The sequence below is a fragment of the Comamonas sp. MYb69 genome (assembly GCF_037479315.1).
Lineage (GTDB): Bacteria > Pseudomonadota > Gammaproteobacteria > Burkholderiales > Burkholderiaceae_C > Comamonas.
This window is the reverse complement of sequence record NZ_JBBGZG010000015.1, coordinates 130034-155696: the sequence shown is the minus strand read 5'-3', so window position 1 is coordinate 155696 and position 25663 is coordinate 130034. Positions and strand designations below refer to the sequence as shown.

Annotated in this window: 27 protein-coding genes; 15 read left to right on the top strand and 12 right to left on the bottom strand. The window is 62.5% G+C overall.

Going from position 1 to position 25663, the window contains the following annotated elements:
• The first annotated feature begins 61 nt into the window (after positions 1–61).
• Positions 62–460 (top strand): Ig-like domain-containing protein, encoded by a 399-nt coding sequence (locus WH303_RS19600; RefSeq protein WP_339520525.1) that lies wholly within the window; start codon positions 62–64, stop codon positions 458–460.
• Positions 461–562: 102 nt separating this feature from the next.
• Here the strand turns inward: WH303_RS19600 and WH303_RS19595 are convergent, their stop codons facing one another.
• The gene (locus WH303_RS19595; protein WP_021025478.1) at positions 563–1309 is read right to left on the bottom strand and encodes a GntR family transcriptional regulator; all 747 of its coding nucleotides are present in this window, start codon (positions 1307–1309) and stop codon (positions 563–565) included.
• Positions 1310–1426: 117 nt separating this feature from the next.
• Here WH303_RS19595 and WH303_RS19590 point away from each other — a divergent pair, with 117 nt between their 5' ends.
• The 5 genes from WH303_RS19590 to WH303_RS19570 all read left to right on the top strand — a co-directional run bounded on the left by WH303_RS19590 (position 1427) and on the right by WH303_RS19570 (position 8292).
• Complete coding sequence (locus tag WH303_RS19590; protein ID WP_339520515.1) at positions 1427–2803, top strand: class-II fumarase/aspartase family protein; 1377 nt, start codon at positions 1427–1429, stop codon at positions 2801–2803.
• 22 nt (positions 2804–2825) lie between these two features.
• Entirely contained in the window at positions 2826–4214 is a 1389-nt protein-coding gene (locus WH303_RS19585) for a cation:dicarboxylate symporter family transporter (RefSeq protein WP_339520513.1), read from the top strand.
• 52 nt (positions 4215–4266) lie between these two features.
• Positions 4267–5667 carry a class II fumarate hydratase gene (locus WH303_RS19580; RefSeq protein ID WP_339520511.1) on the top strand — a complete coding sequence of 467 codons (1401 nt, stop codon included), beginning with the start codon at positions 4267–4269 and terminating at the stop codon, positions 5665–5667.
• A 25-nt stretch (positions 5668–5692) separates the two neighbouring features.
• Entirely contained in the window at positions 5693–6673 is a 981-nt protein-coding gene (locus WH303_RS19575) for a tripartite tricarboxylate transporter substrate binding protein BugD (RefSeq protein ID WP_339520509.1), read from the top strand.
• A gap of 440 nt (positions 6674–7113) precedes the next feature.
• Complete coding sequence (locus WH303_RS19570; protein WP_339520507.1) at positions 7114–8292, top strand: MrcB family domain-containing protein; 1179 nt, start codon at positions 7114–7116, stop codon at positions 8290–8292.
• A 130-nt stretch (positions 8293–8422) separates the two neighbouring features.
• Here WH303_RS19570 and WH303_RS19565 read toward each other — a convergent pair whose 3' ends face one another.
• Positions 8423–9346, bottom strand: a complete 924-nt coding sequence (locus WH303_RS19565; protein ID WP_339520505.1) for a LysR family transcriptional regulator — start codon at positions 9344–9346, stop codon at positions 8423–8425.
• A 104-nt stretch (positions 9347–9450) separates the two neighbouring features.
• Here WH303_RS19565 and WH303_RS19560 point away from each other — a divergent pair, with 104 nt between their 5' ends.
• Positions 9451–10185: an SDR family oxidoreductase gene (locus tag WH303_RS19560; protein ID WP_339520504.1), complete on the top strand. Its 735-nt coding sequence runs from the start codon at positions 9451–9453 to the stop codon at positions 10183–10185.
• 56 nt (positions 10186–10241) lie between these two features.
• Here the strand turns inward: WH303_RS19560 and WH303_RS19555 are convergent, their stop codons facing one another.
• From WH303_RS19555 to WH303_RS19545, 3 genes are all read right to left on the bottom strand, one after another.
• Entirely contained in the window at positions 10242–10760 is a 519-nt protein-coding gene (locus WH303_RS19555; protein ID WP_339520503.1) for a hypothetical protein, read from the bottom strand.
• A 128-nt stretch (positions 10761–10888) separates the two neighbouring features.
• A complete protein-coding gene (locus WH303_RS19550) occupies positions 10889–11464 on the bottom strand; it encodes a hypothetical protein (protein ID WP_339520502.1) in 576 nt (191 codons plus the stop codon).
• 104 nt (positions 11465–11568) lie between these two features.
• Complete coding sequence (locus WH303_RS19545) at positions 11569–11814, bottom strand: hypothetical protein (protein WP_339520501.1); 246 nt, start codon at positions 11812–11814, stop codon at positions 11569–11571.
• A gap of 200 nt (positions 11815–12014) precedes the next feature.
• On the opposite strand from WH303_RS19545, the gene WH303_RS19540 reads away from it, so the two are divergent.
• Complete coding sequence (locus WH303_RS19540) at positions 12015–12800, top strand: hypothetical protein (RefSeq protein WP_339520500.1); 786 nt, start codon at positions 12015–12017, stop codon at positions 12798–12800.
• 78 nt (positions 12801–12878) lie between these two features.
• On the opposite strand, the gene WH303_RS19535 is transcribed toward WH303_RS19540, so the two are convergent.
• Genes WH303_RS19535 through imuA form a run of 3 tightly spaced genes read right to left on the bottom strand, consistent with a single transcriptional unit; the run spans position 12879 to position 18282 of the window.
• Positions 12879–16007 (bottom strand): error-prone DNA polymerase, encoded by a 3129-nt coding sequence (locus tag WH303_RS19535; RefSeq protein WP_339520499.1) that lies wholly within the window; start codon positions 16005–16007, stop codon positions 12879–12881.
• Between the two features lie 24 nt (positions 16008–16031).
• A complete protein-coding gene (locus WH303_RS19530; protein WP_339520498.1) occupies positions 16032–17549 on the bottom strand; it encodes a Y-family DNA polymerase in 1518 nt (505 codons plus the stop codon).
• Entirely contained in the window at positions 17467–18282 is an 816-nt protein-coding gene (imuA, locus tag WH303_RS19525) for a translesion DNA synthesis-associated protein ImuA (RefSeq protein ID WP_339520496.1), read from the bottom strand. Before imuA ends, WH303_RS19530 begins: the two co-directional genes overlap by 83 nt.
• 170 nt (positions 18283–18452) lie before the next feature.
• Here imuA and WH303_RS19520 point away from each other — a divergent pair, with 170 nt between their 5' ends.
• Positions 18453–19496: an MlaD family protein gene (locus WH303_RS19520; protein WP_148293042.1), complete on the top strand. Its 1044-nt coding sequence runs from the start codon at positions 18453–18455 to the stop codon at positions 19494–19496.
• A complete protein-coding gene (locus WH303_RS19515; RefSeq protein ID WP_339520495.1) occupies positions 19493–20173 on the top strand; it encodes a hypothetical protein in 681 nt (226 codons plus the stop codon). The genes WH303_RS19520 and WH303_RS19515 overlap by 4 nt, the downstream gene beginning before the upstream one ends.
• 29 nt (positions 20174–20202) lie before the next feature.
• On the opposite strand, the gene WH303_RS19510 is transcribed toward WH303_RS19515, so the two are convergent.
• The gene (locus WH303_RS19510) at positions 20203–20442 is read right to left on the bottom strand and encodes a hypothetical protein (protein WP_116925894.1); all 240 of its coding nucleotides are present in this window, start codon (positions 20440–20442) and stop codon (positions 20203–20205) included.
• A gap of 217 nt (positions 20443–20659) precedes the next feature.
• Between WH303_RS19510 and WH303_RS19505 the strand changes: the two genes are divergently transcribed.
• Positions 20660–20788 carry a hypothetical protein gene (locus WH303_RS19505; protein WP_339520493.1) on the top strand — a complete coding sequence of 43 codons (129 nt, stop codon included), beginning with the start codon at positions 20660–20662 and terminating at the stop codon, positions 20786–20788.
• Between the two features lie 54 nt (positions 20789–20842).
• Entirely contained in the window at positions 20843–21163 is a 321-nt protein-coding gene (locus tag WH303_RS19500) for a plasmid stabilization protein (RefSeq protein WP_339520491.1), read from the top strand.
• A 54-nt stretch (positions 21164–21217) separates the two neighbouring features.
• Here the strand turns inward: WH303_RS19500 and WH303_RS19495 are convergent, their stop codons facing one another.
• Positions 21218–21367, bottom strand: coding sequence for a hypothetical protein (locus WH303_RS19495; RefSeq protein WP_165841178.1), 150 nt, complete (start codon positions 21365–21367; stop codon positions 21218–21220).
• 180 nt (positions 21368–21547) lie between these two features.
• Between WH303_RS19495 and WH303_RS19490 the strand changes: the two genes are divergently transcribed.
• Together WH303_RS19490 and ykgO are read left to right on the top strand one after the other, a co-directional pair.
• On the top strand, positions 21548–22615 hold the full coding sequence (locus tag WH303_RS19490) for an SDR family oxidoreductase (RefSeq protein WP_339520489.1): 1068 nt from the start codon (positions 21548–21550) through the stop codon (positions 22613–22615).
• A gap of 112 nt (positions 22616–22727) precedes the next feature.
• Positions 22728–22877, top strand: a complete 150-nt coding sequence (ykgO, locus tag WH303_RS19485; protein WP_021028544.1) for a type B 50S ribosomal protein L36 — start codon at positions 22728–22730, stop codon at positions 22875–22877.
• 45 nt (positions 22878–22922) lie between these two features.
• Here the strand turns inward: ykgO and WH303_RS19480 are convergent, their stop codons facing one another.
• Positions 22923–23315 carry a low affinity iron permease family protein gene (locus WH303_RS19480; RefSeq protein ID WP_312987798.1) on the bottom strand — a complete coding sequence of 131 codons (393 nt, stop codon included), beginning with the start codon at positions 23313–23315 and terminating at the stop codon, positions 22923–22925.
• Positions 23316–23384: 69 nt separating this feature from the next.
• Positions 23385–24290, bottom strand: coding sequence for a LysR substrate-binding domain-containing protein (locus tag WH303_RS19475; RefSeq protein WP_021028546.1), 906 nt, complete (start codon positions 24288–24290; stop codon positions 23385–23387).
• 137 nt (positions 24291–24427) lie between these two features.
• Between WH303_RS19475 and WH303_RS19470 the strand changes: the two genes are divergently transcribed.
• The gene (locus WH303_RS19470; RefSeq protein WP_339520488.1) at positions 24428–25660 is read left to right on the top strand and encodes a metal-dependent hydrolase family protein; all 1233 of its coding nucleotides are present in this window, start codon (positions 24428–24430) and stop codon (positions 25658–25660) included.
• Positions 25661–25663 lie beyond the last annotated feature (3 nt).

Genomic DNA, 25663 nt, shown 5'->3' with positions numbered 1-25663 from the left:
CTTTACCATTCAGTTCGGAGACCGCATCTCCATCAACTGAAGCCCGTCCCGTTTACACAAAATATCGGACACGCCCATTCCTGATGTCACCGCCAACGACTATGTGGAAGGCAGCGGCAGCGCCATCAACAAGGCATCGGTCCAGTTGTTGAGCGCTCCGCAGTATGGCGCGCTGAGCATTCCCGATCCCAGCCACCCCGAGCTGATTCTCTACACGCCCGATGGTGTGTACTTTGGCGATGTGACTTTCCAGTACAGGGTCTGCGATACGTCGACCCCTACGCCTGCCTGTACGACCGATCCTGTCACCGTCACCTTGCATATTCCTGCCAAGGTCACGCCACCTGAGCCGGCTGCGCCAACGCCCGTTCCCGGGCTGGCTGGTTGGGGCATTGGCTTGTTGTCGATGCTGACGCTGGGCCTGGCCGGGTTCTTCAGCAGAAAGCGCCACACTGCCTAGTGACCAAACCCTCTTCGGAGGGTTTTTTTGTTGCCTGGGGGCAGCGGTGCATCGAGCGGCGCACGGCCCAAAGAGGCCTTGGCCCCCTTGCGAACGCTGCGCTCACTTCATCCGCTGCAGCCGCATCGACACCCGAAAGCGCTCGGCCGGGTGGGTGGTGATGCTGGCCTCGAACAGCTCGCCGTCCAGGTCCAGATAACGCCGCACAATCTTCAGCGCTGGCGCGCCCAGGGGGACTTCCAGCACCTGGGCCAGCGCCGCGTCATCGATCTGCACGGCCTGGATGTCCTGGCGGATCTCTGCAATCTGGCGGCCATAGCGCTCCTCGATCAGACTGCTGATCAGCACGCCCGGGCTGGCGCGCACCAGCGCCCCAATGTCCTGGTACTGCGGGTCCACATAGACATCGGTCCAGCCAATGGGCGGGGCCTTGCGGTCGCCTTCCAGGCGCAGACTGGAGATGCACAGCCAGCGCGCGCCTGGCGGGCATTCCAGCTCCTGCGCCAGGCTGGCGCTGGCCATGGTTTCTTCAATGCGCTGCACCTGGCGCAAATGCTCGGCACCAAACTGCACCAAGTCATCCACCGAGGCGAGGGTGGGGCGGAACGGGTTCCTGGGCTTGGAGGCCTCCACGCGCGTGCCCACGTTCTTTTTGCGCGATACCAGGCCCCGCTCCTGCAGCGCTGTCAGCGCCGCACGCACAGTGTGGCGGCTCGTGTGGTAGTGCTCGCACAGCTCCAGCTCGGTGGGCAGCAGCGCCCCCACCGCGAAATGCCCGGAGGTGATGGCGTCGGTCAGGTGGTTGGCGATATCGCTGAAGTTCAGTTTGCGGGCGGTGGCGTCATTCATGGAGGCAAGGGTATACCCTGTAATGCATATGTCCGAACATATTTATAGTTCATATGTCCGGACATAATGAGTCCGGACATAGCATGTCATCTACTCTAACGCACTACAGCACCTACCATGAGCGCCACCTCCCTTCCTCTGTCCAGCACGGTTGTCGACTCCATCCTGTTCCGTGACGCCTTTGGCACCCAGAAGATGCGCGACATCTTCTCGGACCAGGCCTTGATCCAGCGCTATATCGATGTCGAGGTGGCCCTGGCCAAGGCCGAGGCGCGGGTGGGCGTGATCCCCGCCGATGCCGCCGAGGTGATTGCGCGCGAATCGCAACTCGCGCGCATCGACTTTGACCACATGCGCCATGAGACGGACATCGTGGGCTACCCCATCTTGCCGCTGGTGCACCAGCTGGTGGCGATGTGCGGTGAGGCCGGCCGCTATGTGCATTGGGGCGCCACCACGCAGGACATCATGGACAGCGCCGTGGCGCTGCAGGTGCGCGATGCGATCGACAGCATCGATGCCGATGTGCGCGAGCTGCGCGGCATCCTCGCCAACCTGGCCAAAAAGCACCGCGACACGCCGATGGCCGGCCGCACCCACCTGCAGCAGGCGCTGCCGGTGACCTTTGGCTATAAGGTCGCCATCTGGCTGGCCATGTTTGACCGCCACCAGCAGCGCCTGGCCGAGCTGCGCCCGCGTGTGGCGGTGGTTGAGTTTGCTGGCGCCGCTGGCACCCTGGCCTCGGTCGGCGAGCAGGGCTTTGCGATCCAGAAGGCGCTGGCCGAAGAACTGGGCCTGGGCGTGCCGGCCACCACCTGGCATGTGGCCCGCGATGGCTTTGCCGAAACCATCAACCTGCTGGCGCTCATCACCGGATCGCTGGGCAAGATTGCGCTGGACATCATGATCATGGCCTCGACCGAGTTCGCCGAGGTGTATGAGCCCTTCGTCAAAGGCCGTGGCGCCAGCAGCACCATGCCGCAAAAGCGCAACCCCATCTCCAGCGAGCTGATGCTGGCCGCCTCCAAGGCCGTGCGCCAGCATGCCGGCCTGATGGTCGATGCGATGGTGCAGGACTTTGAACGTGCCACCGGCCCCTGGCATGCCGAGTGGATTGCCATCCCCGAGAGCTTTATCCTGAGCTCGGGCGCGCTGCACCAGGCCAAGTTTGCGCTGGGCGGCCTGATCATCGATGAGGACCGCATGAAGCACAACCTGGGCATCAGCCGGGGCCTCATCGTGGCCGAGGCCGTGATGATGGGCATGGCCCCGCACATTGGCCGCCAGCAGGCCCACGATGTGGTGTACGACGCCTGCCGCACCGTCAACGACAAGGGCGGCACCCTGGCCGAGGCGCTGGCTGCGCTGCCCGAGGTGACCCAGCACTTTGACCGCGCCACCATCGACCGCCTGACCGATCCGACCAACTACCTGGGCCTGGCGCCACAGATGGTGGACCGCGCGCTGACCCTGTCGGCGCAGGTGCAGGCCTGAGGCTGCGGTGGAGGAGACAACAATGACGACTACCTCAACTCTGGCACCGGTGCGCAAACTGCCCTGGTACCGCAAGCTCGGCATGCAGGTGCTGGTATCGCTGGTGCTGGGCATAGCCGTGGGCTTTGTGTTCCCGGCCTTTGCCTCCAAGCTCAAGCTGCTGGGCGACATGTTTTTGTCGCTGATCAAGGCCGGCGTGGCACCGCTGGTGTTTTTGACCATCGTGCACGGCATCGCATCGGCCGGCGATGTCAAAAGCGCGGGCCGCGTGGGCTGGCGCGCGATTGTCTATTTTGAGATCGTGTCCACCATCGCGCTGGTTGTGGGCTTGCTCGCGGGCAACCTGATCGAAATCGGCAAGGGCATGGCCCATGTGACGGCCAGCACGGCTGCGCCGGTGGCCAAGGCGGCAGCGCCCCAGGGCTTTTTGGAGTTCATGGCGCACATCGTGCCGGACAACTTTGTGGGCGCCTTTGCCAAGGGCGAGCTGCTGCAGGTGGTGGTGCTGGCCGTCATGGTGGGCATCGGCATCCTGGCCATCCCCGATGCGCGCCGCCAGCCCATCAATGCCGCGCTCGATGGTATCTCCGAAGTGCTGTTTGCCTTTATCAACCTGGTGATGAAGCTGGCACCCATCGGCACCTTTGGTGCGGTGGCCTACTCGGTCGGCAGCAACGGCACGGCGGTGCTGATTGCACTGGCGCAGTTCGTGCTGGGCTTTTATGTGCTGGTGGCGCTCTTCATCGCCGTGGTGATGGGGTTGGTCGCGCGCATTGCGGGCTTTAGCCTGTGGCGCTTTGTGCGCTACATCAAGGATGAGATCCTGATCGTGCTGGGCACGGCCTCGTCCGAGAGCGCACTGCCGCGCCTGCTGGTTAAGCTCGAGCGCCTGGGCTGCGCCAAGCAGACGGTGGGCCTGGTGCTGCCCACCGGCTATGCCTTCAACCTGGACGGCACCTCGCTCTTCATGGCCATGGGCGTGATGTTCATCTCGCATGCCTACGGCGTGCCCTTGAGCCTGGACCACCAGATCGGCATTCTGCTGCTGATGCTGCTCACCTCCAAGGGCGCAGCCACGGTCTCGGGCGGCTCGTTTGTGGTGTTTGCGGCCACCGTCACCTCCACCGGCATCCTGCCTGTGGAAGGCCTGGCCGTGATCTTTGGCGTGTACCGCTTTTTGTCGATGGCGATTGCCACCTGCAACACCCTGGGCAACAGCGTGGCCACGGTGGTGGTGGCCAAGTGGTCGGGCACCTTCGATGCGCAGGCTGCCGAGCGCTACCTGTACCCCGAACGCTACCCGCAAACCCAGGCGGGCGACGAGGCGATGGACGATGGCAACCTGCTGGCAGCCGATGCCCACGACAGCACTGCCAGCCCCGCCCTGCAACGCAGCCCCAGCGCAGGCTGAGCCCACTGAACCCCGGGGCATGCACCGCTGGCATGTCCCCTGGAGACACAGCATGAACGACAGCCGTATCGAGCATGACGCCTTTGGCCCGGTGGAGGTGCCTGCCGCGCGCTACTGGGGCGCGCAGACGCAGCGCGCGCTGGGCGTTTTTACCATCGGCACCGAGCGCTTTCCCAATTGCCTCATCGAAGCCTTTGGCCTGCAGAAGATGGCCGCCGCCCAGGCCAACCAGCGCTGCGGCGTGCTGGATGCGCGGCTGGCCGACGCCATCGTGCAGGCGGCAGCGCTGCTGCGCGACGGCGCGCATGCCGCGGATTTTCCGCTGACGGTCTGGCAGACGGGCTCGGGCACCCAGACCAATATGAATGCCAACGAGGTCATCGCCAACCGCGCCAACGAGCTGCTGGGCGAGCCGCGCGGCAGCAAGGCGCCGGTACACCCGAACGACCATGTCAATGCCTCGCAGTCATCGAATGACAGCTTTCCGACGGTGATGCATATCGCCACGGTGCGGGAGCTGGAAGAGCGCCTGCTGCCAGCACTGGCGGTGCTGCAAGCCAGCCTGGCTGGCAGGGCGCAGGCCTTTGCGGGCGTGGTCAAGATCGCGCGCACCCATCTGATGGATGCCGTGCCGATGATGGTGGACCAGGCCTTTGACGCCTATGCCCGGCAGCTGGCGCTGGGCATGGAGCGGGTGCGGGCGACGCTGCCGCGCCTGCTGGTGCTGCCCCAGGGCGGCACAGCGGCAGGCACCGGCCTCAATGCGCCGCCGGGTTTTGATGCCGCCTTTTGCGAGGAGCTGCAGGGCCTGACCGGGCTGGCCTTTGTGCCCAACCCCAGCAAGTTTGAAGGCATGGCCGTGCACGATGCGCTGGTCGAGGCGTCTGGCGCGCTCAACACGCTGGCCAGCTCCCTGGTCAAGATCGCCAACGACCTGCGCCTGCTGGGATCGGGCCCGCGCTGCGGCCTGGGCGAGCTGCACATTCCTGATGACGGCCTCACCTCATCGATCATGCCTGGCAAGCGCAACCCCACCATTGCCGAAGCGCTGGTGCAGGCCTGCCTGCAGGTGATGGGCAACCACAGCACCATCACGATGGCCAATGCCTCCGGGCTGTTTGAGCTGAATGTGGCCAAGCCCGTGCTCATCTACAACCTGCTGCAGTCAATCCGGGTGCTGAGCGATGCGGCAAGTGTTTTTGCGACCCGCCTGGTCGATGGCCTGCGTTTGAACGAAGAGCGCCTGGCTGCGAATGTGGGCAGCTCGCTGCTGGTGGTGACCGCCCTCAACCCCGTGCTGGGTTACGACCAGGTGGCCCGCATCGTGCGCGAGAGCCTGGCTACCGGCCGGCCCCCGCGCGAGGTGGCCCGGGCGCTGGGCTTGCTCAGCGGCGAGGACTACGACCGGCATGTGGATGCCAAGGCCTTGGCGCGGCCCCATCCAGCGCCCTGATTTTTCTAACGACAAGGAGACAGACATGACATCGTTTTTGAAGATCGGTATGGCGGCGCTTGCCCTCATCAGCGCTGCAGCCGGGGCAGGGGCCCAGGGCTACCCATCCAAACCCATCACCTGGATCGTGCCGTTTGCCGCCGGTGGCCCCACCGATGCGCTGGCCCGCAGCGTGGCCGAGCGGGTGGCGCGGGAGGTGGGCCAGCCCATCATCATCGACAACGCGCCCGGCGCCGGTGGCACGGTAGGGTCGGCCAAGGCCGCGCGCGCCAAGCCCGATGGCTACACCATGCTGGTCGGCCACATGGGCTATATGGGCGCGGCGCCCGCGCTGTACAAAAAACTCAGCTACGACCCGGTGAAGGATTTCGCGCCGGTGTTCCGCTTTCCCGACACGCCCCTGGTGCTGATGGTGCGCAAGGAGCACCCAGCCAAGGACATCAAGGCCCTGGTCGAATGGGGCAAGGCCCACCCGGACAAGCTCTACATCAGCAATGCGGGCATCGGCTCCAGCTCCCATCTGATCGCCGCCTTGTTCGCCACCTCGGCCGGAATCAAGGTCACCCTGGTGCCCTACAAGGGCGCGGGCCCGGCTTTGCTCGATGTCATCGGCGGCCAGGTCGACGGCATGTTTGACCAGACCAACACCGCCCTGCCGCAGCTCAAGGACGCCAAGCTGCGCCCTCTGGCCGTCACCTCCAGGCAGCGCTTGCCGCAGCTCAAGGATGTGCCGACCTTGGACGAGACCGCCTTGCCAGGCTTTGAAGCCAGCACCTGGTATGGCATCTATGCGCCCAAAGGCACCCCCCAGGAGGCGCTGGACAAGTTCCAGACGGCCTACCTGAAAGTCATGGGCGACAAGGAATACACCGACAAGCTCGTCAGCCAGGCCATCCAGCTGCTGCCACCCGAGCAGTACAGCGGCCAGGCGCTGGGCCGGCACACCGAGGCGGAGGTGGCACGCTGGAAGGCGGTGGCAGCCAAGACGCAGATGGCGTTGGATTGAGAGGGGGAGGGCTTGGTCGTAAAGCAGGCGGGCGTTGCTGTGCAGTGGAGGTAAATGTGGGCATACCTTTACTGGACTACGGCGCATGCCGCAGGTAAGGCGAAGATCGAGTCAGTCTCTAAAGCTGGTATGAGCTGGGTCGTTGCTGCCTGGCTGTTACTCGGTGCAATCGCATTCTGTAAATCCGCAGGCACAGCTTGAGTGTTTACGGAGGCAAGGCTGTCGTTGCACTTGAGCCATTGCTGCGGTTTTCGCTTCTTCAGTGGGTCTCTGTCCCACAGTGACGGCTGTGCCCCATCGTCAAGTGGATACTTTTGTTTACTCGTACCATGCTTTTGGTTACAATGAGATTGGCTGGTAACTTGATAAATTAGCACTAGTAATTTAAGCCTATCTATTTAGGTGGTCTATTTCTGGTAAGAGATGCCGGTTGATATTAATTGAATGAAAAATATGCCTGCAATAAAAATATTGAAGTGGCTATTTTTAATGATAAATACTTAAGCGTATATTTAAATTCAATGCAAGCTTTAAAAGATGTTCTCGATAATTATCATGAAAGTCTTAAAGGTGTAGTTGCTATTCGTACAAGAAGCGTTGATCAGCAGGCGATTTTTGAAAAACTTCCCAATTTTTTTCAAAAAATAATTGATCACACTAAAGATGGTGGCGATTTTATAGTTCAGCCATCGATTGGTGCAGGGAATATGACAAGTATTCCATGGGTCGCTATCCTTAAGAAATCAGTGACTTTGACCGCTCAGGATGGGTATTACATCGTTTTATTGTTTGCGCAGGACATGAAGTCATGTACTCTTAGTCTTGATCAAGGTGTCACAGAATTAGGCAAAAAATATTCCAGCAAGCTTGCGATAGTAAAAGCACGTGAATTTGCTGAGCGAGCAGTGCTTTGCTTTAAGCCTGACCCGCGAGCAACAATAGGTCCCATCAATCTAGCAGCTAAAAGTGGCATAGGTAAGGCATACGAAGCTGCAGCCATCGAAAGTTTCCGCTATGAAGTGGATAACTTACCTAGTGAAGAGACTTTAATTGCAGACTTCGAGATCCTTCTCGATCATTATGAGCGTCTCATTGAAGTAGCTGGCTCTAGTCTTGAGTCTTTGGCGCCTATTACCGAGCGGCAGTATCAGGCCGCAGTGCAAGGGATTGCGGAGCTAGACCTATCAGCATCGTTGCGTCAAGATGTGCCCAAGAAAAAACCTCAGCCTGTTAGCGGTGTGGCACGTACCTGCTATTCACGCGATCCTTCGGTTGCAATAGCAGCTCTATCTGCCGCAAATTTTCAATGCGAAGTTGAATCTGGCCATCGAACGTTTACCTCTAAGGCAAAAAGACGACAATATATCGAAGCGCACCATTTGATACCTATATCGGTGCAGGATGAATTCGAATACTCGCTAGACGTTTCGGCTAATGTTGTGGGGCTGTGCCCCCTATGTCACAAGCTTTTGCACCTGGGTATGCCTGCAGATAAAAAGCCAATTTTGAATAAATTGTTTGAGGAGCGCAGAGATCGTTTGCGTAAATCAGGTATTCCTATGACTGAAAAAGACCTTTTCCAGCATTACAAAACTGAGCTTGCAGAGGAGGATGCATAAGTAATTCGGTAACCTATTAAAGGTTTCTCGAGTTGCTTATATGTTTTGCCTCTTGCTTTAATTGTAAATTCAATCGATGGGTGCCCATCTGCCATTGAAAATTCCGAGGCTTGCTGGTTGCTCTTGCTGCTCAAGCCGATATGGACCCTGGCAAAGATCCGCCCACCGGCCCCCAGCCTTTGACATGCTCCACCAAGGCCCGCAGCTTGCGCGGCTGGTTTCTGCGGTTGGGGTAGTAGAGGTAAAAGCCGGGAAAGTAGGGCAGGTAGCTGTCCAGCACCGAGACCAGCTCTCCGCGTTCCAGGTAGGGTGCAAAGGTCTCCTCCATGCCGATGGTGATGCCGCCATCGGCCAGCGCGGTGCGCACCATCAGCAGCATGTCGTTGGTGGTGACACGGGGGGTGAGCGCCAGGCTGAAGTCGCGCCCGTTTTCCTGGAATTCCCAGCGATAGGGGGCGAGCTCCAGCTCGGCGCGCCAGCCGATGCAGCGGTGGCCCAGCAGGTCATTGGGGTGCTGGGGCGTTCCCTGTGCGGACAGGTAAGAGGGCGTGGCGACGACCACCTGCCGTTGCGGCCCTGTCAGGGGGATGGCGACCATGTCCTGCGCGATGACTTCACCGAGGCGCAGGCCGGCATCGAAGCCACCGGCAATGATGTCGGATTCATCATCGGTGACGGTGACATCCAAGGTGATATGCGGGTGGGCGGCAGCAAAGGCGCTGATCAAGGGGCCGGACAGAAAGCGCTCAGCAATGGAAGTGACCGCCACGCGCAGCAGCCCGCGCGCGGGGCCTTCTTCGGATACTTCTTCTAGCGCCACCTGCACGGCAGCCAAGGGGCCGCTGATTTGCTGGTGCAGCGTCTGGCCGGCCTCGGTCAGGCGCACATGGCGGGTGGTGCGGTGGACCAGGGCGATGCCCAGTTGGTCCTCCAGCTTGCGCATCGCTTGGCTGACGGCAGAGCGTGTGACGCCCAGCTGGTCGGCCGCGGCACGGAAGTTTTGCGCTTTGGCCACCGCCAAAAAGCAGTGGAGCAGCTGGAGTTCGTCTTTCATTGGTTAAAAAGTCTAACCAGATTGTGCAGCATTGGTGCACTTCTCTGATCAAGCCAAGCTGCCTACAGTTTGAACTTTCCAACGCCATGTGCAGAAAGTTCTCCATGAAAAACTTGATCGACAAAGTCATTTTGGTCACCGGTGCCAGCAGCGGTATCGGTGAAGCCACCGCCAAGCTGCTGGCCGCCCATGGCGCTACCGTTGTGCTCGGCGCCCGCCGGGTCGACAAACTGGGCCAGATCGTGGCCGATATCCAGAACGCAGGCGGCGCGGCCGAAGCGCTGGCGCTGGATGTGACCCAGCGTGCGCAGCTGCAGGCCTTTGCCGATCATGCGCTGAATCGCCATGGGCGCATCGATGCCATCATCAACAACGCTGGCGTGATGCCGCTGTCACCGCTTGCCGCATTGCGGGTGGAGGAGTGGGACTGGATGATTGATGTGAACATTCGCGGTGTGCTGCACGGCATTGCAGCGGTGTTGCCCACCATGCGCCAACAGGGCTTTGGGCATGTCGTGAACATTGCCTCCATCGGTGCGCATGCGGTGTCTCCAACTGCCGCCGTTTATTGCGCCACCAAGTACGCGGTATGGGCGATTTCGGAAGGGCTGCGGCAGGAACGCAGCGATATCCGCGTGACCACGATCAGCCCCGGGGTGACGGAGTCGGAGTTGGCGGAGACCATCACGGATGCCGCTGGCCGCGAAGAGATGAAGGAGTTTCGCAAGGTGGCCATCAGCGCATCGGCGATCGCGCGGGCCATCCATTTTGCAATCTCGCAGCCGGTGGATGTGGATACCAGCGAGATCATCATGCGGCCTACGGCGAGCCCGCATTGATGAAAATCTGATGATGGGCGGGCGTGACAGTGCTAGCTTGAGGGGCACAGGGCTTTTCAGGCCTTGGCTTCTGCAATGCTGGTAGCACGCTCTCGCAATTGCGCCATGCAATGCGGGTCTGGAAACTCTTGGACTTCGTACCGAGGGAGCACGTAGGGGAGCCGTTTCGCAGCAGAGCCAGCACACGCTAGAAAGTCGCCCATTGATACGAAGAGCGCATCCGCAGTTTCCCCTTCGAGCAGGCATACCAGGTCTGTTTTCGGCAACCATGTGTACACACCTTTAGCCAGAACTGCGTAGCTGATGAGCTGGTTGTCTTCTTTTCTTTCCACCAGGCTGTGTGTCGCCACAAACACATCGCGTCCAGCTTTCTCAAGCGTGGAGTCCAGCGCCTGCTTCTGTTGCGCATAATCGCCCACGAGAAGCTCTCGTTGGAGCCTGCGCAACTTCTGGCCCACCTCCCCTGGCGGGCACCAAGGCCTCCAGCTCCCATCAACCAGTTCCAGCATCTCGGCGGACAAGGGTCTGGAGTTTTCCAGCAAGATGGCGCGCGCCTGGTCAATCAGGATGGTCAATGCTTCGGTATTTTCCGCACTGCAGACAAGCAAGCAAGTCCGGTTGGGCACCATCACTACAGGATGGGCCCCCACTGGTAATTGCCAGATGAGTTCCTGGATCAGAATTCGCGCAGCGCGTGGTGATCTCAGTAGTTGGAGGCGAAAAGCCCAGGGCCGAGCTGATAGAAAGACGGTGCTGCCTTGTGGCGCAGGTTGTCGATCGCTACCTGAAGCAGTTCGTCAAAAGTCTTACCCCAACGCGTCAAGGCATCCGAGCCAACCTGAACGATAGTCAGCTCGGTGTCGATAGCCACCCCTATGCCCAACTCGTCGGTCAGAGAGCGAAACTCCATGGCATCTGACAGCGGTTTATCGTCGCCCCCTTCGATGCGCAGCAAGTCGATGCCCGAGAGATTTCTCAGTACTGGCAAGAGATGGTCTTTGGCATCTGCAAAGCTGATTTCCTGAACGCTTGGAGCGATGACGCCTTGGACGAGGATATCTATTTGCGCCTTGCGCAATTTCGGCTCGGCGCGGCAGTAATCGATATAAACGTTGTGCAGGAAGATGCGTCCGCCTCCGCCGTACTGAATCAGGAACTTTTCTCTATCCAACGTAAAAGTCTCAGAGGGGCGAGCGCGCTGCAGTTCCTTCAAGACGATGTTGCCGAACTTCTCTTCATCTACAAGGCGATGAAGGAATTTGCTGAGAAAGGAAAACATAGGAGTTTGCGGATCCTGTAGTGACAGTCGTCTACCTTGCGCGCCTGAATAAATGGCGAGAGCCATATGCAGTAGCGATGTGCTCGTGCATGCTACAGGCTCTTTTACGAAGCAAGAATGTCTTTGCGGTTGTTTGCACTCTCAGGCGTAAAGCATTGCAGTGAGCCATCTTGTGTGTCGATGAACAAGCTTCCGCAAGACCGGCACTGCCACATCGTTCGTGTGGCTGCCTGGATGATGTTCCGGGCGCGCATGTAAGCATCGTCCTTGCTCAATTCGCCGTTGGCAAGCGGGTCGATGACTGCCTCGTCGATTGCATCAAACACGCCAAACCGACACTGGTCAGGCATTAAATGTGCTTTGTGGGCTAAGCAGTCTGCGCTGTCAACAATGAGAGCGCCACAGCGGCATTGAATTTTCAAAATAGTGCCTTTGGTTGGTTGCGATTGGACTTGCTGTAGGGCATTCAGCAGAGCACTATTGCGTTCTAATGGCTAAAGTTAGCTGAAGAGTAAAAGTTTAGAGTCTGCTCGCTTGGATGTAGGAAAAAATGGTTGAAAATTTTAAAGCTGAATACGAAAAAAATCCCACATGGGACATCGGATTGTCCGAGAAATTGGTAGCTGCAATATTTGGTCCAGCGCAGTGGAAGAAGGCACATCCTAGCGTAAGGTCCATGACGGATAGACCCGAATTCTGCCGCTATCACTACCATGAGGCCTTGGATATGATGAGTGAGTACATCGAATCAAAGCTAGAAGAGACAGGTATTTGGGGTGTTTACGAGGAGTACGATGAATTCAGTCACCTAATGCTGAAAATCAGGGCAAATATCACTGCATTTGTGCAGAGTTTGCATGCAGTGTCGGACACCTGCTCTCATATGATCTATTACGCTTTGGCCTTGGATAGGCTTCCAAAGCCACTCAGAGAGCGAGACATCAATGCCAAGGAAGTCCTTAAGCTACTAGAGCAGCAGCGCGACGTCGGGCATCCGGAGTATGACAAGCTCTGTAGATTGTTCCAAGAGATTACGACCGGCGATGACTATAAATACCTTAGTGCCTTGACTAATACTGTCAAGCACCGCAGCATCGTTCGCTCAGAACTGAATGAGGACGCTACTGGCAGAAGGAAAGAGAAGTGGGTTCTCTTTTTGGAGTCGTTCTGGTATGCGGGAGAATTATTTTTAAGAACCGATGCTCGTGATTTCATGCGGAAGGAGCATGATCGTATTCAGCCTCTGACTGTAAACATCGGCGTAGAACTGAACAATGTCTTGATGAAGCTCCAGTCGTTAAAGTCGTCACCTCATTCTGGTGAGGAAAACCAGTAAAGAGTTAACACCGTAGCAGCAGTTCACACGACGGTATGGCTTGCCAGCTGCGAATCCAACTGGTTAAGCACAACCCCTTCACCGAAAATCCCGGCTCCGAATCCGCAGGCTGTCATACCAGTCCGACACATCCCGCAGCTGGTGCGCGATCAGGTTGCCCACCTCGCCGCTGCGCTGCCAGCGGCCTTGTACGGCCAGGAACTGGGCGTGCAGCAGGGCGTCGCGCTGGGCGCTGCGCAGGTGGGGCCAGCAGATGACTTGCAGGTTGCCGGTTTCGTCCTCCAGGGTGATAAAGACGACGCCTTTGGCGGTGGGGGGCTGCTGGCGCAGGGTGACGATGCCGCAGGCGCGCACCCAGCTGCCGTCGCGCGCTTCGCGCAGCTCGGCCTGGGTTTGGAAGCGGTGGCGCTGCAGGCGTTCGCGCAGCAAGGCCATGGGGTGGCGGCGCAGGCTCAGGCCCAGCGCGGCATAGTCCCAGTGGATGTCTTCCTGCTCGCTGGCGGCGGGCAGTTGCAGCTCTTCCTCGTCGATGGGGGCAGCGCGCAGCAGTCGGCTGTGGTGCAGCGGGGCGGAGGCCTGCCAGAGCTGGTGGCGGCGGTGGCCTTCGAGGCTGGCCAGGGCATCGGCGGCGGCCAGGTTCTTCATCGCAGGGGCGTCCAGCTGGGCGCGGCGGGCCAGGTCCTGGGCGCTCTCAAAGGGGGCGGCGTCGCGGGCCTGCAGCAGGCGCTTGACTTGCGCCTGCTGCAGCTGCTTGACCAGGCGCAGGCCCAGGCGCACGGCGGGATGGGGGCCGCTGGCGGCTTCGGTAGTGCAGTCCATGCCGCTGTGCATCACATCGACGGGCAGCACCTGCACGCCATGGCGCTGGGCGTCCTGGATCAGCTGGCTGTTGCTGTAAAAGCCCAGCGGCTGGCTGTTGATCATGGCCACCAGAAACTCGGCCGGGTAGTGGCATTTGATCCAGGCGCTGAAGTACACCAGGATTGCAAAGCTGGCGGCATGGCTCTCCGGAAAACCGTATTCCGAAAAGCCCTGGATCTGCTGAAAGATCGATTCGGCAAAGGCCTGCGAATAGCCATTGCCGGTCATGCCGTTGATGATCTTGTCGTAGTACTTTTGCAGGTTGCCGGTGCGGCGCCAGGCGGCCATCGAGCGGCGCAGCTGGTCGGCCTCGCCAGCGCTGAAACCGGCCGCATCGATGGCGATCTGCATCACCTGCTCCTGGAAGATGGGCACGCCCAGGGTCCGCTCCAGTGCCGGGCGCAGCAGCTCGCTTTCGTACTGGATTTCTTCCAGCCCCTGGCGGCGGCGCAGATAGGGGTGAACCATGCCGCCCTGGATGGGGCCGGGCCGCACCAGCGCGACCTCGATCACCAGGTCGTAGAACGCTCGCGGCCGCAGGCGCGGCAGCATGCTCATCTGGGCGCGGCTCTCGATCTGGAAGACGCCGATAGTGTCGGCCGCGCAGATCATGTCGTAGGTGGGTTTGTCGTCGTGCGGGATATCGCCCAGCGCAAAGCTGCGGCCCTGGCGTGCGCCCACCAGGTGCAGCATTTTTTGCAGCGCGGTGAGCATGCCCAGTGCCAGCACATCGACCTTGAGGAGGCCGACGGCATCGAGGTCGTCCTTGTCCCACTGGATGACGGTGCGGTTTTCCATGCTGGCGCGCTCGATCGGCACGATGCGCGAGAGCGGGCCGCGCGTGAGCACAAAGCCGCCCACATGCTGGGACAGGTGGCGCGGAAAATCGCGCAGGGTCTCGACCAGCTCCTGCAGCTGGCGCACGGCCAGGTCACCCGCCTGCAGGCCGCACTGGGCCAGCGCTTCGGCCCGCAGCAGTTCGTCGTCCCAGCGCGAATGGTCGCGTGCCAGCAGATCGATGCTGGGCAGTGCAAAGCCCAGCGCCTTGGCCACATCGCGGATCGCGGATTTGCGCCGGTAGCGGATGACGACGGCGGTGAGGCCTGCGCGGTGCAGGCCATATTTCTTGTACAGGTACTGGATGACTTCTTCGCGCCGGGCATGCTCGAAGTCCACATCGATATCGGGCGGCTCGTTGCGCTCCTTGCTGATAAAGCGCTCGAACAGCAGCCTGCTCTTGTGCGGGTCAACCTCGGTGATCTGCAGGCAAAAACAGACGGCCGAGTTGGCGGCCGAGCCCCGGCCCTGGCAGAGGATGTCCTTGCTGCGGGCAAAGCGCACGATGTCGTAGACGGTCAGAAAGTAGTGCTCGTACTGCAGCTCGGAGATAAGGGCCAGCTCTTTTTCCAAGGTGGCTTGCACCTGCGGCGGTGTGCCTTGCGGCCAGCGGCGGGCCGCCCCTTCGTAGCTGAGCTGGCGCAGGTAGGCCGCCGGTGTGAGCTGGGGCGGCACCACCTCGTCGGGGTACTGGTAGCGCAGCTCGGACAGCGAGAACTGGCAACGCGCGGCAATGCCCAGGCTGGCCTCCAGCAGATCGGGCGGGTACATCTGCGCCAGCCGCAGCCGGCTGCGCAGGTGCTGCTCGGCATTGGGCTGCAGCGCGTAGCCGCAGTCGGTGAGCGGGCGGCGCAGGCGGATGGCGGTCAGCACATCCTGCATGGGCTTGCGCGAGCGCACATGCATGTGCACATTGCCGGCGGCCACCAGCGGCGCGCCACTGCTGCTGCCCGCCGCGCGCATCTGCGCCAGCCAGGCCTCGTCGCCCAGGCTGCGGTCCAGCTGCACGGCCAGCCAGCAGCGGCCGGCAAAGTGCTGCTGCAGCCAGGCGGCCTGGGCCTGGATCTGCGCTGTGCTGGCCTGGCGGCTGGGGGCCAGCAGCAGCAGGCAGTCCTGCAGCGCGCGCGGGTGGATGGCTGACTGCGCCAGCGCATAGCTGCCCTTGGGCGATTTGCGCCTCAGCTGGGTGATGAGGGCGCAGAGGTTGCCGTAGCCGTGCAGGTTGCAGGCCAGTGCCACCAGGGTGAAGGCGGGTGCGGCCGCATCGCTGGGCTGCACCTCGAACTGCGCGCCCACGATCAGCGGCAGCCCGCAGTCACGCGCGGCGACATGGGCGCGCACAATGCCTGCGAGCGAGCATTCATCGGTCAGGGCCAGCGCACGGTAGCCCTGGGCATGGGCGCGCTCGACCAGCTCATGCGGATGGCTGGCGCCGCGCAAAAAGCTGAAATTGCTCAGGCACCACAGCTCGGCGTAGGGCGGAATGGAGAGTTTGGGACGGGTGGCCATGGCTTGGGACGGGTGCTGCGCAGCTCAGGCAAAGCGGCCATGCAAAAACCAGGCGCCGCTGTTGGCCGACAGGCGGGTGTGGAAGATCCACAGCAGGCCGGCATGCGGGCTGTGGGCGACCCAATAATCGCGCAGCGCGGTGTGGGCGGTTTGGGTGATGGGGGCGGGTTGGGGCGGGCTTTCGCGGTGATCGCGGTGATCGATGTCGATTGCTGCCTCGCCCGTGTGGGTGTCGCCATCCGCATCGCTCACCGGCAAAAAACCGGGGCTGCGGTGCCACCAGCCGCCTTCAATGCGCTGCGGGCCCAGCAGCAGCTGCAAGGGGCCGTGGTAGAGCGGCTGGCTCTGGCTGTCTTGCAGCAGTTGCAGGGGGGTGGGCAGCAAGAAGCTGGGTTGGGCAAGGGGCGGTACATGCCGTGAATGGGGCTGTGCAGCGGGCGGGGCGGCCTTGGCCTTGCCGGCTGGCTGCGCGGGCAGCCACTGCACCTGCCACTCGGGGCGGTGGTCGGGCCGCAGCAGCGGGCGCTGCACCTGGTCTTCGCCCAGGCGGGCGGTGATGCGTTCGAGCACCTGCTCCAGGCTTTCGCCATCGGCGGTTTTGTCGGGCAACAGGCTGGCACTGCGCTCTTGCAGCGCTTCGGGGGCATCGGCATGCAAGCTCAGCTCGCCCACGGGGGCTTGCAGCTCCACATGGGCCAGGTGCTCTTGCAGCAGGCGGCACAGGTGCTGCAGATCGCGCGTGGTGCTGGCGGTGTGGATGGTCAGCTCACCGCCATCGCCCACATGGCGGGAGCGCATCGCATCATGGCACCAGCACAGCCGAAAGCTGCGCACGCCCGCACGCTGCGCCGCCAGCCAGCCGCACAGCTGCAGCAGCAGGTGGCGCGCGCCATGCATCAGCGCATCGGCCTGGTCGATGCGCATGGGCAGCTCCAGCCGGGCATCAAAGCGGGCGGGCAGCTGGATCCAGGGGTAGCGGTCGGGCAGCAGGCCATGGGCCTGGTCGAGGGCTTTCAAGATGCCCGTATCCATGCGCCGGGCCAGTGCGCCCCGGGGCAGCGCATGCACGGCGCCCAGGCTCTGGCAGCCCAGCTGGCTCAGCAGCTCGGCATGGCGGGCCACCGCATCGATGGCCTGCAAGGGCAGGGGCGCCAGCACCTGGGGCAGCGGCTGGCCCATGCCGTGGCGGATGCCGCAGCGTGCCAGCGCAATGGCGGCCAGGCTGGTGGGGGCCCAGCTGATGGCTTGCACGCCCAGCTGCCGGCTCTCGCGCAGCAGGCGCCGGGCCAGCTGCTGGCGCCCGCCAAACAGGCGCTCGCTGGCCGAGAGCTCCAGCACCAGCGCATCGCCAAACACACTGTCCGAGGGCACGCAGGCCAGGCGCGGCGTGAACTGCTGCGCCCACAGTGCCAGGCCTTGCATCTGGGCCGTGGACGTGGCGGGCGCGGCTGGGGTGGCCTCAGTGCTGCAGGCTGGACTGGGGCGCGCGCTGGCGGCGGGGTGGGGGAGTTGGGGCAGCAGGGCGGCCCAGATCGCTGTCATGGTCTGGCAAGAGGATGGCTCTGGTCGAGGTGGTGGAAGGAAGGGTGGCTGGCTGCGGCACGGTGCCGGGCCACAGGCGCGCGGGCAGCACGGCTTGCAGGCTGGGCGGCACGGCGGGCAGCTCCAGCGTGCCTTCGTACACGGGGCCCCGGCGTTTGAGCAGCTCCAGCTGCAGCGACCAGGGCTGGCTGCTGCGCACCAAAAGGCGCAGCGGCGCGGCCGAGGCCTGGTGCCGGCTGCTCTCGGGCCGGAACACAAACACCAGGCCTTCAAACTGCTGGGCGCTGATCTGCAGGCGGCGTATCTGCTCGGGCTGCACCTGGGGCAGCCAGGCCAGCAGCGCGGCGGCGGCATTGGCCCGGAGCAGCTGCTCCAGCGCCCAGAGCTGGTCTTGCGGGCGGCTGCCATGGATCCAGACCAGCTGCCCAGGCGCCAGGCCGCTTTGCGCCAGCCCGCTGGCATGGGGCGGCAGCGGCGGGCCCAGTGCGATGACGGGTTTGTGCGGCGGGCACTGTTGCAGGGCCTTGCCGGTCAGGCGCCACTCCAGGGTGCCGGCCTGGGGCTGCAGTACCTCCGTCAGGCACTGGCTGGGCCAGCCCTTGCCGGGCAGCTGGGCATCGAGCGCATCCCAGCCGGTGGGGACGCCCGCCATCGGCGCGCGCACCAGGTGGTCGCCGCGCCAGAGCTGGGCGGCCACCGTGGGCGGCAGGGACAGGGCATCGAGTAGAGGCATGGCAAATAACTGTATATATTTACAGTATAAGAGCTTGCGCATGGCTTATGTGTAACAGCGGGCGGGCACATGCGGAGCGACTGGGCCGGAAAGTGAGTGTCTGCCTTTGAAAACAACCCATTGCAGCTTTGTTTTGAAGCTGGCAGCCAGCCCGGGTAAGATCGCGGTACATGCAAATACCAGAACCCCACGACTCTGCCGACCGCCCCGCGCCGCCGTCTTCTGCCGCCTCTGCGCGGCGTGCGGCCGTGGTCGATGGTGTGGCAGTGGACGGCCTGGCGCCGGTGCCGCATCTGGAGCGCAAGGCGGGGGCATTGCTGCTGTTTACCTTGCTGCTGATCCTGGGCTCGGCCTTTTACCTGATGTATGCGCGCGGCGTATTTGAGCCCAAGCAGTCGCTGATCCTGACGGCCGATGACTCCGAGGGCGTCTCCATCGGCCTGGACATGACCTTCTCCGGTTTTGCGATCGGCAAGGTCAGCAAGATCGAGTTGGCGCCCGATGGCACGGTGCGCATCCATGTGGATGTACCCGAGAAAGACGCGCACTGGCTGCGCAGCAGCAGCGTGTTCACCCTGGTCAAGGGCCTGGTGGGCGGCACGACGATCAAGGCCTATTCGGGCATTTTGGATGACCCGCAGCTGGAGGACGGCGCCGTGCGCGCGGTGCTCTCGGGCGATGCGACGGCCGAGCTGCCGCAGCTGATGAGCAATGCCCGCCAGCTGCTGGAGAACCTGAACATGATGACCTCGGCCGGCTCGGCCTTGGGCGGCACCCTGGAGCAGCTGCGTGACCTGAGCACCAAGCTCAACGGCCCCAGCGGCGCGCTGGGCGTGGTGATGGGCGGCGACGCCGAGGCGCGCAAGATATCGCAGACGCTGGACCGCACCAACCAGCTGCTGGCGCGGCTCGATGGCCTGGCCAAGAATGCCGACAAGCAGGTGTTTGGGGCCGACGGCGTGATGCCCGAAGTGCGCGCTACGGTGCAGCAGCTCAATGCCGTGCTCGGCGATGTGCGCGGCAGCCTGAAGAAGGTGGATGCGGTGCTGGTGGAGGCCCAGGCCGTGGGCGCCAATGCCAAGGATGCCACCAACCAGCTGGGCGATTTGCGCGCCGATGTAGAGGCCAATCTGCGCAAGGTGGAAGGCATGCTGACCGAGCTGAACCGCAAATGGCCGTTTGCCAAAAAAGATGCCGAGGTGCGACTGCCATGACCGCCCCGATTGCCATCGCCACCCGCCTGGCCGCTGCACTGCTGGCCGCCGCTGTGCTGGGCGGCTGCGCCAGCAGCAAAAAGGCGCCCGACTGGGCGATCAATGAACAAGGCGCTGCCGAACGCGCGACCGATGCCTATCTGTCGGGCAACAGCCGGGTGGCGGATGCCGAATGGCGGCGTGCGCGCGATGAGGTCAGCCGCACGGCGCGGCCCGACTTGCTGGCCCGATTGGAGCTGGCGCGCTGCGCCGCGCAGGTGGCCGCCTTGGATGCCGCCCCTTGCACAGGCTTTGAGGCCGTGGCCCAGGATGCCGCCGATGCCGAGCAGGCCTATGCGCGCTATCTGCAGGGCCAGTTGGCTGCCGGCGATGTGGCCTTGCTGCCCAAGGCCCAGCAGGCGGTGGCGCCCCTGGCGCCTGCGCAGGCAGCCGCTGCGCTGGCTGCGATAGAGGACCCGCTCTCGCGCCTGGTTGCTGCCGGCGTGCTGGCGGTGCGCGGGCCGTTGCCGATGGCGGTCGTCACCCAGGCGGTAGATACCGCTTCTGCCCAGGGCTGGCGCCGCGCCGTGATGGCCTGGCTGATCAACCAGCAGCGCCTGGCGCGGGAGCTGGGCGATACGGCGCTGGCCGACCAGGTGCAGCGCCGCCTGGATCTCTTGCAGGCAACGCAGAAATAAGCCTGCAGCCGCTCAAGCGCTGCATCCACTCACACCGATTGACCGGTCGTCGTATCGGGCGCGGGCTCTGGCTGCGTGCCCGGATAGGGGTGCTCGGGGTTGCCTGGGTAGGGGTGCACCGGCTCGCTCGGATAGGGATGCTGCGGGTTGCCCGGGTAGGGATGCAAAGGGCTGGGCTCATACGTGCCCGGCTCACCAGGCGCCGGCTGGGGCTGGCCGGGGATAGGGGGCTGGGTATGCGATTGGCTGGGGTCGTAGGGCTGGGGCATGGTCGTTCTCCTGCTGCGGCATAGGCAGCGCATGCAAAAGCCCAGTGTTGCAAGCGCCATCGCTGCGCTGTGTAGGCCTGGGGAGCGCGCAAAGGTACGCGCATCGCCGTTACGCCCTGTGTAAAGCGGAACAAGCGGCAGCAAAGCGTTTTTCTGACAGGCAGCGCCTTGCGCCAGGGCTAGGCTGAAAGCATTGACTCAGCCCTCGGAGGACCCCATGCCCCATCTGCCCCCTGCAAACCTTGCGCTGGCCACGCCACAAGCGCAAAAGCCAGTCCCCACCACCCCCAAGAAGCCCCAGCCCGGTGGCGGCGGCCCGCCTGCCGATGGTGATCCATCGCAGTAAGGCCCCTCCATCCCACGCCACCCCGCCTCAACGCAGCACCCCAGGAGATCCGCAATGCCCCAAGGAGACAAGTCCGCTTATACCGATAAGCAAAAACGCATGGCCCGCCATATCGAGAAAAGCTACGAGCAAAAGGGCGTGTCGGAAGATGAAGCCGCTGCACGTGCCTGGGCCACGGTGAACAAGGAAACGGGCGGCGGCAAGCTCTCAGGCTCGGGCCGGGGCAAGGCGACCGGGCCGGGGTCGCGGCTGGCGGCCGTGCGCTCGGCAGCGGCCAAAAAAGCCGCTGCCAGCCGCAGCCCCGAGGAGCGCTCCGCATCGGCCAAAAAGGCGGCAGCCACCCGCAAGCGCAACGCCGCTGCCAAGAAGCACTAAGAATAAGGAACGGGCCAGCCACCGGTGGGTGTGCTGGCCTGTTGCGTTGCCGGTTTAAACCGGTTCCGGATCCTTGACCGGTGGTTCATGCCCCGGCTCCTCGATCGGCAAGGTGCTGTCTGGCGGATCGATGGGCTCGGGCTTGGGCAGATCCGGCGGCGGTGGTGCCACCGGCGGTTGAGGGGGCGTAGTAGGGGTTGGCATGGCGGCCTCCTTTCTGCCTTGTTTGTACTGCGCGCTGCGGCGGCCGTATGTCGGACAAGCTTGTCAGCGGGTAAGTGCATGTAGGGCTGTCGAGGTTGATGTAGCAGCGGTTTGCCGCAGCGTCCCGTTCGTTCATATGTCGTTTTGTTTTTTGAAGTTCAAGACCCAAGGAGTTTCAGCATGAGTCCATCCACCAGCAAATCCAAAAAGCGCGCCAGCAAAAAGCCTTCGCCAGAAAAGCGCTCGGTCGCGGAGGTGGTAGCTGCGCAGCAGCGCATCCAGCAAGCGCAAACCCGCAATGATGCCCGGGACAAGGCGGCCAAGGCATCCCCAAAAACCAAGCGCAGCAAAGACGGTATAAGCAGCAAGAAGACGGCACCCGGCCCCGGCCACGCCGTGCCCACGCCGCCGATGTCCGGCAAGAAGCTGGCCAAACCCGGGCATGAGAAGGCGCTGGATCTGCAGCCGCTCTACCTGGCCGACAACTACCGGGGCAGCGGCAAGCTGGAGGGCAAGACGGCGGTCATCACCGGCGGGGATTCGGGCATTGGCCGGGCAGTGGCGCTGCTGTTTGCCCGCGAGGGCGCCAATGTGGCGATCCTCTACCTGAATGAGCATGACGATGCCCAAGAGACCTGCCGCCTGATCGAGGACGAGGGCCAGCAAAGCCTGGCAATCTCCGGCAATGTGCAGGACCCGCAGTTTTGCGACAAGGCCGTCAAGCAGGTGCTGAAAAAATTTGGCGCGCTCAATGTGCTGGTCAACAATGCCGCGTTCCAGCAGCATGCGGCCGATATTGAGGACCTGAATACCGAGCGGCTGGACGAGACCTTTCGCACCAATATCTTTGGCTACTTCCACATGGTCAAGGCCGCCATTCCGTACCTGCAGCGGGGCGATGCGATTGTGAACACCGGCTCGGTCACCGGCCTGCGCGGCAGCAAGCAGCTGCTGGACTACTCTGCGACCAAGGGCGCCATCCATGCGTTTACCAAAGCGCTGGCGCAGAACCTGATGGAGCGGGGCATACGGGTGAATGCGGTGGCCCCGGGCCCGGTCTGGACGCCGCTGAACCCGGCCGATAAAAACCCCGAGGACCTGCGCAAGTTTGGCGCCGATACGCAGATGGGCCGGCCCGCCCAGCCCGAGGAGCTGGCGCCCGCCTATGTGTTTTTGGCATCGCAGGCCTGCTCCAGCTATATCTCCGGCATTGTGTTGCCGGTGACGGGAAGCGTGGGCGAATCCTGAACGAAGGCTTGCGGATGCAGCGCTTTACCTCGATCTCAGCGGATGGGGTTGAAATGATAATGAGAATGCATTATCATTTTTGCTTCTGTTGCTGTTTTGGAGAAGCTCTGCCATGCAAGTCCTGTCCTCGCTCAAAGAAGCCAAGAAGCGCCACCGTGATTGCCAGGTGGTCAAGCGCCGTGGCCGCATCTATGTGATCTGCAAGTCCAACCCGCGCTTCAAGGCGCGCCAGGGAGGGGCCAAGAACAAGCACAAGGGTTGAGTGGATAGGCTGAGTGGGGCCTCACCCCACTCAGGCCGGCGCTGCTCAGCCCCGCTTGGCTTCCTCGGCCTGGCGGGCTTTGTCGGCCAGGATGTCGAACTCCTTGCGCAGCGCATCCAGCTCGTCTTCGTCCAGCTCTTCGAGCGAGAGCATGCGGTTGCGGGCCGGTTCGATCGCGCGGATGAGCTCGTCGAGCTTGATCTGCATGGCCTCGGTGTCGCTGTTCTGGGTGGACTGGATCAGGAACACCATCAAGAAGGTGATGATGGTGGTGCCGGTGTTGATCACCAGCTGCCAGGTGTCGTTGAAACCAAAGACCGGGCCGCTGAGGGCCCAGAGCACGATGACCGCGAGGGCGCCGACAAAGCACACGGGGTGGCCGCTGAACTTGGCAACCGAGCGGGCGATTTTGTTGAAAGGGGAATGCTGGGTCTTCACAGGGACTCCTTCGTTCAGGGATGGGGTCTAGCATAGAAGCAAGGGGAGCGGCCAGGGTGCCGCTGCAGATCAAGTGGCTGTAGGAGGGTGGCGGCATTCCTGCTGCAGCCATTCGCCAAAGCGCTGGTAGCTTTCCATATCGCTGCGCCAGGTGGGGGCGCAGAGGTAGTAGCCCAGTGGGCTTTCAAAGCGCTGGCCAAAGGGCTCGACCAGTTTGTGTGAGGCCAGCGACTCCTGCAGCAGGCAACTGGGGACCAAGGCAACGCCCAGGCCGCCAATGGCCGCCTGGATGATGAGGGTGAAGAGGTTGAAGCCCGGGCCGATACGTGCGCCTTCATAGGGGCCGGCATAGGCGGTGAACCAGTCGTCCCAGGAGGTGGGCAGCTCGATATGCTGCAGCAGGCTGCACTGCTTGAGGTCGTTGAAGTGCGCAATCGGGTGCTGCTGCAGGTAGCTGGGTGAGCAGACGATGCTGGTCTCGCGCCCGATCAGGTACTGGGCATCGGCAATCGGCCAGTCGCCGTAGCCGTACTGGATGGAGGCATCGAAGCCATCGCCGGTCTCGGCGCTATCGGTGGTGCTGTAGCGCACAAAGTGGATGGCAATGTGCGGGTTGCGGACGCGAAAGCTCTCCAGCCGGGGAAACAGCCAGTTGGCGGCAAAGGTGGGCGCGACCGACAGGCTGAGCAGATGGGCGTTCTGCGCGGTGGAGATGACCTGGGTGGTGGCGCGTTCGAGCGATTCCATCGCCGGGCGCACGAGTTTGAGGTAGTTCTCGCCAATATGGGTCAGCGCCAAGCCATGGCTGCGGCGCATGAACAGGGGGTGGCCCAGGTAGGCCTCCAGGCCCGCAATATGGCGGCTGATGGCGCTTTGCGTGACGAACAGCTCCTTGGCGGCCTTGGAAAACGACAGGTGCTGCGCCGACAGCAAAAAGGCATTCAGCTCGGAGATCGTGGGGCAGCGTCGGCGCATGGGGTATGAGCTCCACTCATGATGGTAGGAAGAATTGGCAGATGCATGACGTCATGTCATTGCCACATATTGTTGCAGCTTGGCTAGAGTTCGGGGCATTAGAGGCAACCATGGCGCTGTGAACGCCACAACCGATTATGCAATCCACCCTGATCCGCAATGCCAAGATTCTGGACACCCGAAATCTCGTATTGACTTCTACTCATACCATTTTGGTGCGCAACGGTCTGATCGAAAAGATCAGTGCCGAAGACTTTGAGGTGGCGGACGCCACCGTCATCGACGCCAAGGGGATGACCTTGATGCCCGGCCTGATCGACTGCCATGTGCATGTGATGGCCTCGGGCTTCAACCTGGGTGCGGTTGCCAATCTGCCCAATGCGCTGGCGCTGCTGCGCGCGCTGCCCATCATGAAGGGCATGATCGACCGGGGCTTTACCTCGGTGCGCGATGCCGGCGGTGCCGACTGGGCGCTGGCCGAAGGCGTGCGTACGCGCCAGGTGGCCGGCCCGCGCTTGTTCTGCGCTGGCAAGGCGCTGTCGCAAACCGGCGGCCACGGCGATTTTCGGGCGCGCAATGACACGCTCGACCCCTGCTCCTGCGCCTACAAGATCGGCAATATCGGCAAGGTGGTCGATGGCGTCGATGCCTGCCGCCTGGCGGTGCGCGAAGAGATTCTGAAGGGCGCTGCCCAGATCAAGGTGATGGCCTCGGGCGGCGTGGCCTCGCCCAACGATCCGATCAACAATCTGGGCTTTTCGGTCTCGGAGCTGACCGCCATCGTCGAAGAGGCCCACAATGCGAACACCTATGTGATGGCCCATGCGTATACGCCCCAGGCCATCACCCGTGCCATCGAGTGCGGCGTGCGCACCATCGAGCACGGCAACCTGGTCGATGCAGCCACCGCCAAGCTGATGCAGGAAAAGGGCGCCTACATGGTGCCGACCCTGATCACCTACGAAGGCCTGGCCAATGACGGCGCCAAGTACGGTCTGCCCGACGAGTCGGTGCAAAAGATTGCCAAGGTGCGCACCAACGGCCTCAAGGCGCTGGAAGTGCTGGACGCCGCCGGCGTGAAGATGGGTTTTGGCAGCGATTTGCTGGGCGAGACGCACTACATGCAATCGGACGAGCTGGTGCTGCGCGCCAAGGTGCTGGGCCACGCCAAGGTGGTGCAGCAGGCCACCCTGATTGGCGCCGAGATCCTGAACCACGAAGGCCTGCTGGGCGAAGTGGTGGAGAGTGCCTATGCGGACTTGCTGCTGGTCGACGGCAACCCGCTGGAAGATGTCTCGGTGCTGACCCAGCATGACTCGGCGATCAAGCTGATCATGCGCGACGGCTTCATCCACAAGAACGCCTGCTGATGG

Coding starts and splice junctions, on each gene's coding strand:
- WH303_RS19505 (WP_339520493.1), top strand. CDS start 20,660: ATGCCCCATCTGCCCCCTGCAAACCTTGCGCTGGCCACGCCACAAGCG.
- WH303_RS19585 (WP_339520513.1), top strand. CDS start 2,826: ATGACGACTACCTCAACTCTGGCACCGGTGCGCAAACTGCCCTGGTAC.
- WH303_RS19520 (WP_148293042.1), top strand. CDS start 18,453: ATGCAAATACCAGAACCCCACGACTCTGCCGACCGCCCCGCGCCGCCG.
- ykgO (WP_021028544.1), top strand. CDS start 22,728: ATGCAAGTCCTGTCCTCGCTCAAAGAAGCCAAGAAGCGCCACCGTGAT.
- WH303_RS19545 (WP_339520501.1), bottom strand. CDS start 11,814: ATGCCTGACCAGTGTCGGTTTGGCGTGTTTGATGCAATCGACGAGGCA.
- WH303_RS19550 (WP_339520502.1), bottom strand. CDS start 11,464: ATGTTTTCCTTTCTCAGCAAATTCCTTCATCGCCTTGTAGATGAAGAG.
- WH303_RS19560 (WP_339520504.1), top strand. CDS start 9,451: ATGAAAAACTTGATCGACAAAGTCATTTTGGTCACCGGTGCCAGCAGC.
- WH303_RS19565 (WP_339520505.1), bottom strand. CDS start 9,346: ATGAAAGACGAACTCCAGCTGCTCCACTGCTTTTTGGCGGTGGCCAAA.
- WH303_RS19580 (WP_339520511.1), top strand. CDS start 4,267: ATGAACGACAGCCGTATCGAGCATGACGCCTTTGGCCCGGTGGAGGTG.
- WH303_RS19515 (WP_339520495.1), top strand. CDS start 19,493: ATGACCGCCCCGATTGCCATCGCCACCCGCCTGGCCGCTGCACTGCTG.
- WH303_RS19575 (WP_339520509.1), top strand. CDS start 5,693: ATGACATCGTTTTTGAAGATCGGTATGGCGGCGCTTGCCCTCATCAGC.
- WH303_RS19475 (WP_021028546.1), bottom strand. CDS start 24,290: ATGCGCCGACGCTGCCCCACGATCTCCGAGCTGAATGCCTTTTTGCTG.
- WH303_RS19595 (WP_021025478.1), bottom strand. CDS start 1,309: ATGAATGACGCCACCGCCCGCAAACTGAACTTCAGCGATATCGCCAAC.
- WH303_RS19540 (WP_339520500.1), top strand. CDS start 12,015: ATGGTTGAAAATTTTAAAGCTGAATACGAAAAAAATCCCACATGGGAC.
- WH303_RS19490 (WP_339520489.1), top strand. CDS start 21,548: ATGAGTCCATCCACCAGCAAATCCAAAAAGCGCGCCAGCAAAAAGCCT.
- WH303_RS19495 (WP_165841178.1), bottom strand. CDS start 21,367: ATGCCAACCCCTACTACGCCCCCTCAACCGCCGGTGGCACCACCGCCG.
- WH303_RS19510 (WP_116925894.1), bottom strand. CDS start 20,442: ATGCCCCAGCCCTACGACCCCAGCCAATCGCATACCCAGCCCCCTATC.
- WH303_RS19535 (WP_339520499.1), bottom strand. CDS start 16,007: ATGGCCACCCGTCCCAAACTCTCCATTCCGCCCTACGCCGAGCTGTGG.
- WH303_RS19530 (WP_339520498.1), bottom strand. CDS start 17,549: ATGACAGCGATCTGGGCCGCCCTGCTGCCCCAACTCCCCCACCCCGCC.
- WH303_RS19470 (WP_339520488.1), top strand. CDS start 24,428: ATGCAATCCACCCTGATCCGCAATGCCAAGATTCTGGACACCCGAAAT.
- imuA (WP_339520496.1), bottom strand. CDS start 18,282: ATGCCTCTACTCGATGCCCTGTCCCTGCCGCCCACGGTGGCCGCCCAG.
- WH303_RS19500 (WP_339520491.1), top strand. CDS start 20,843: ATGCCCCAAGGAGACAAGTCCGCTTATACCGATAAGCAAAAACGCATG.
- WH303_RS19590 (WP_339520515.1), top strand. CDS start 1,427: ATGAGCGCCACCTCCCTTCCTCTGTCCAGCACGGTTGTCGACTCCATC.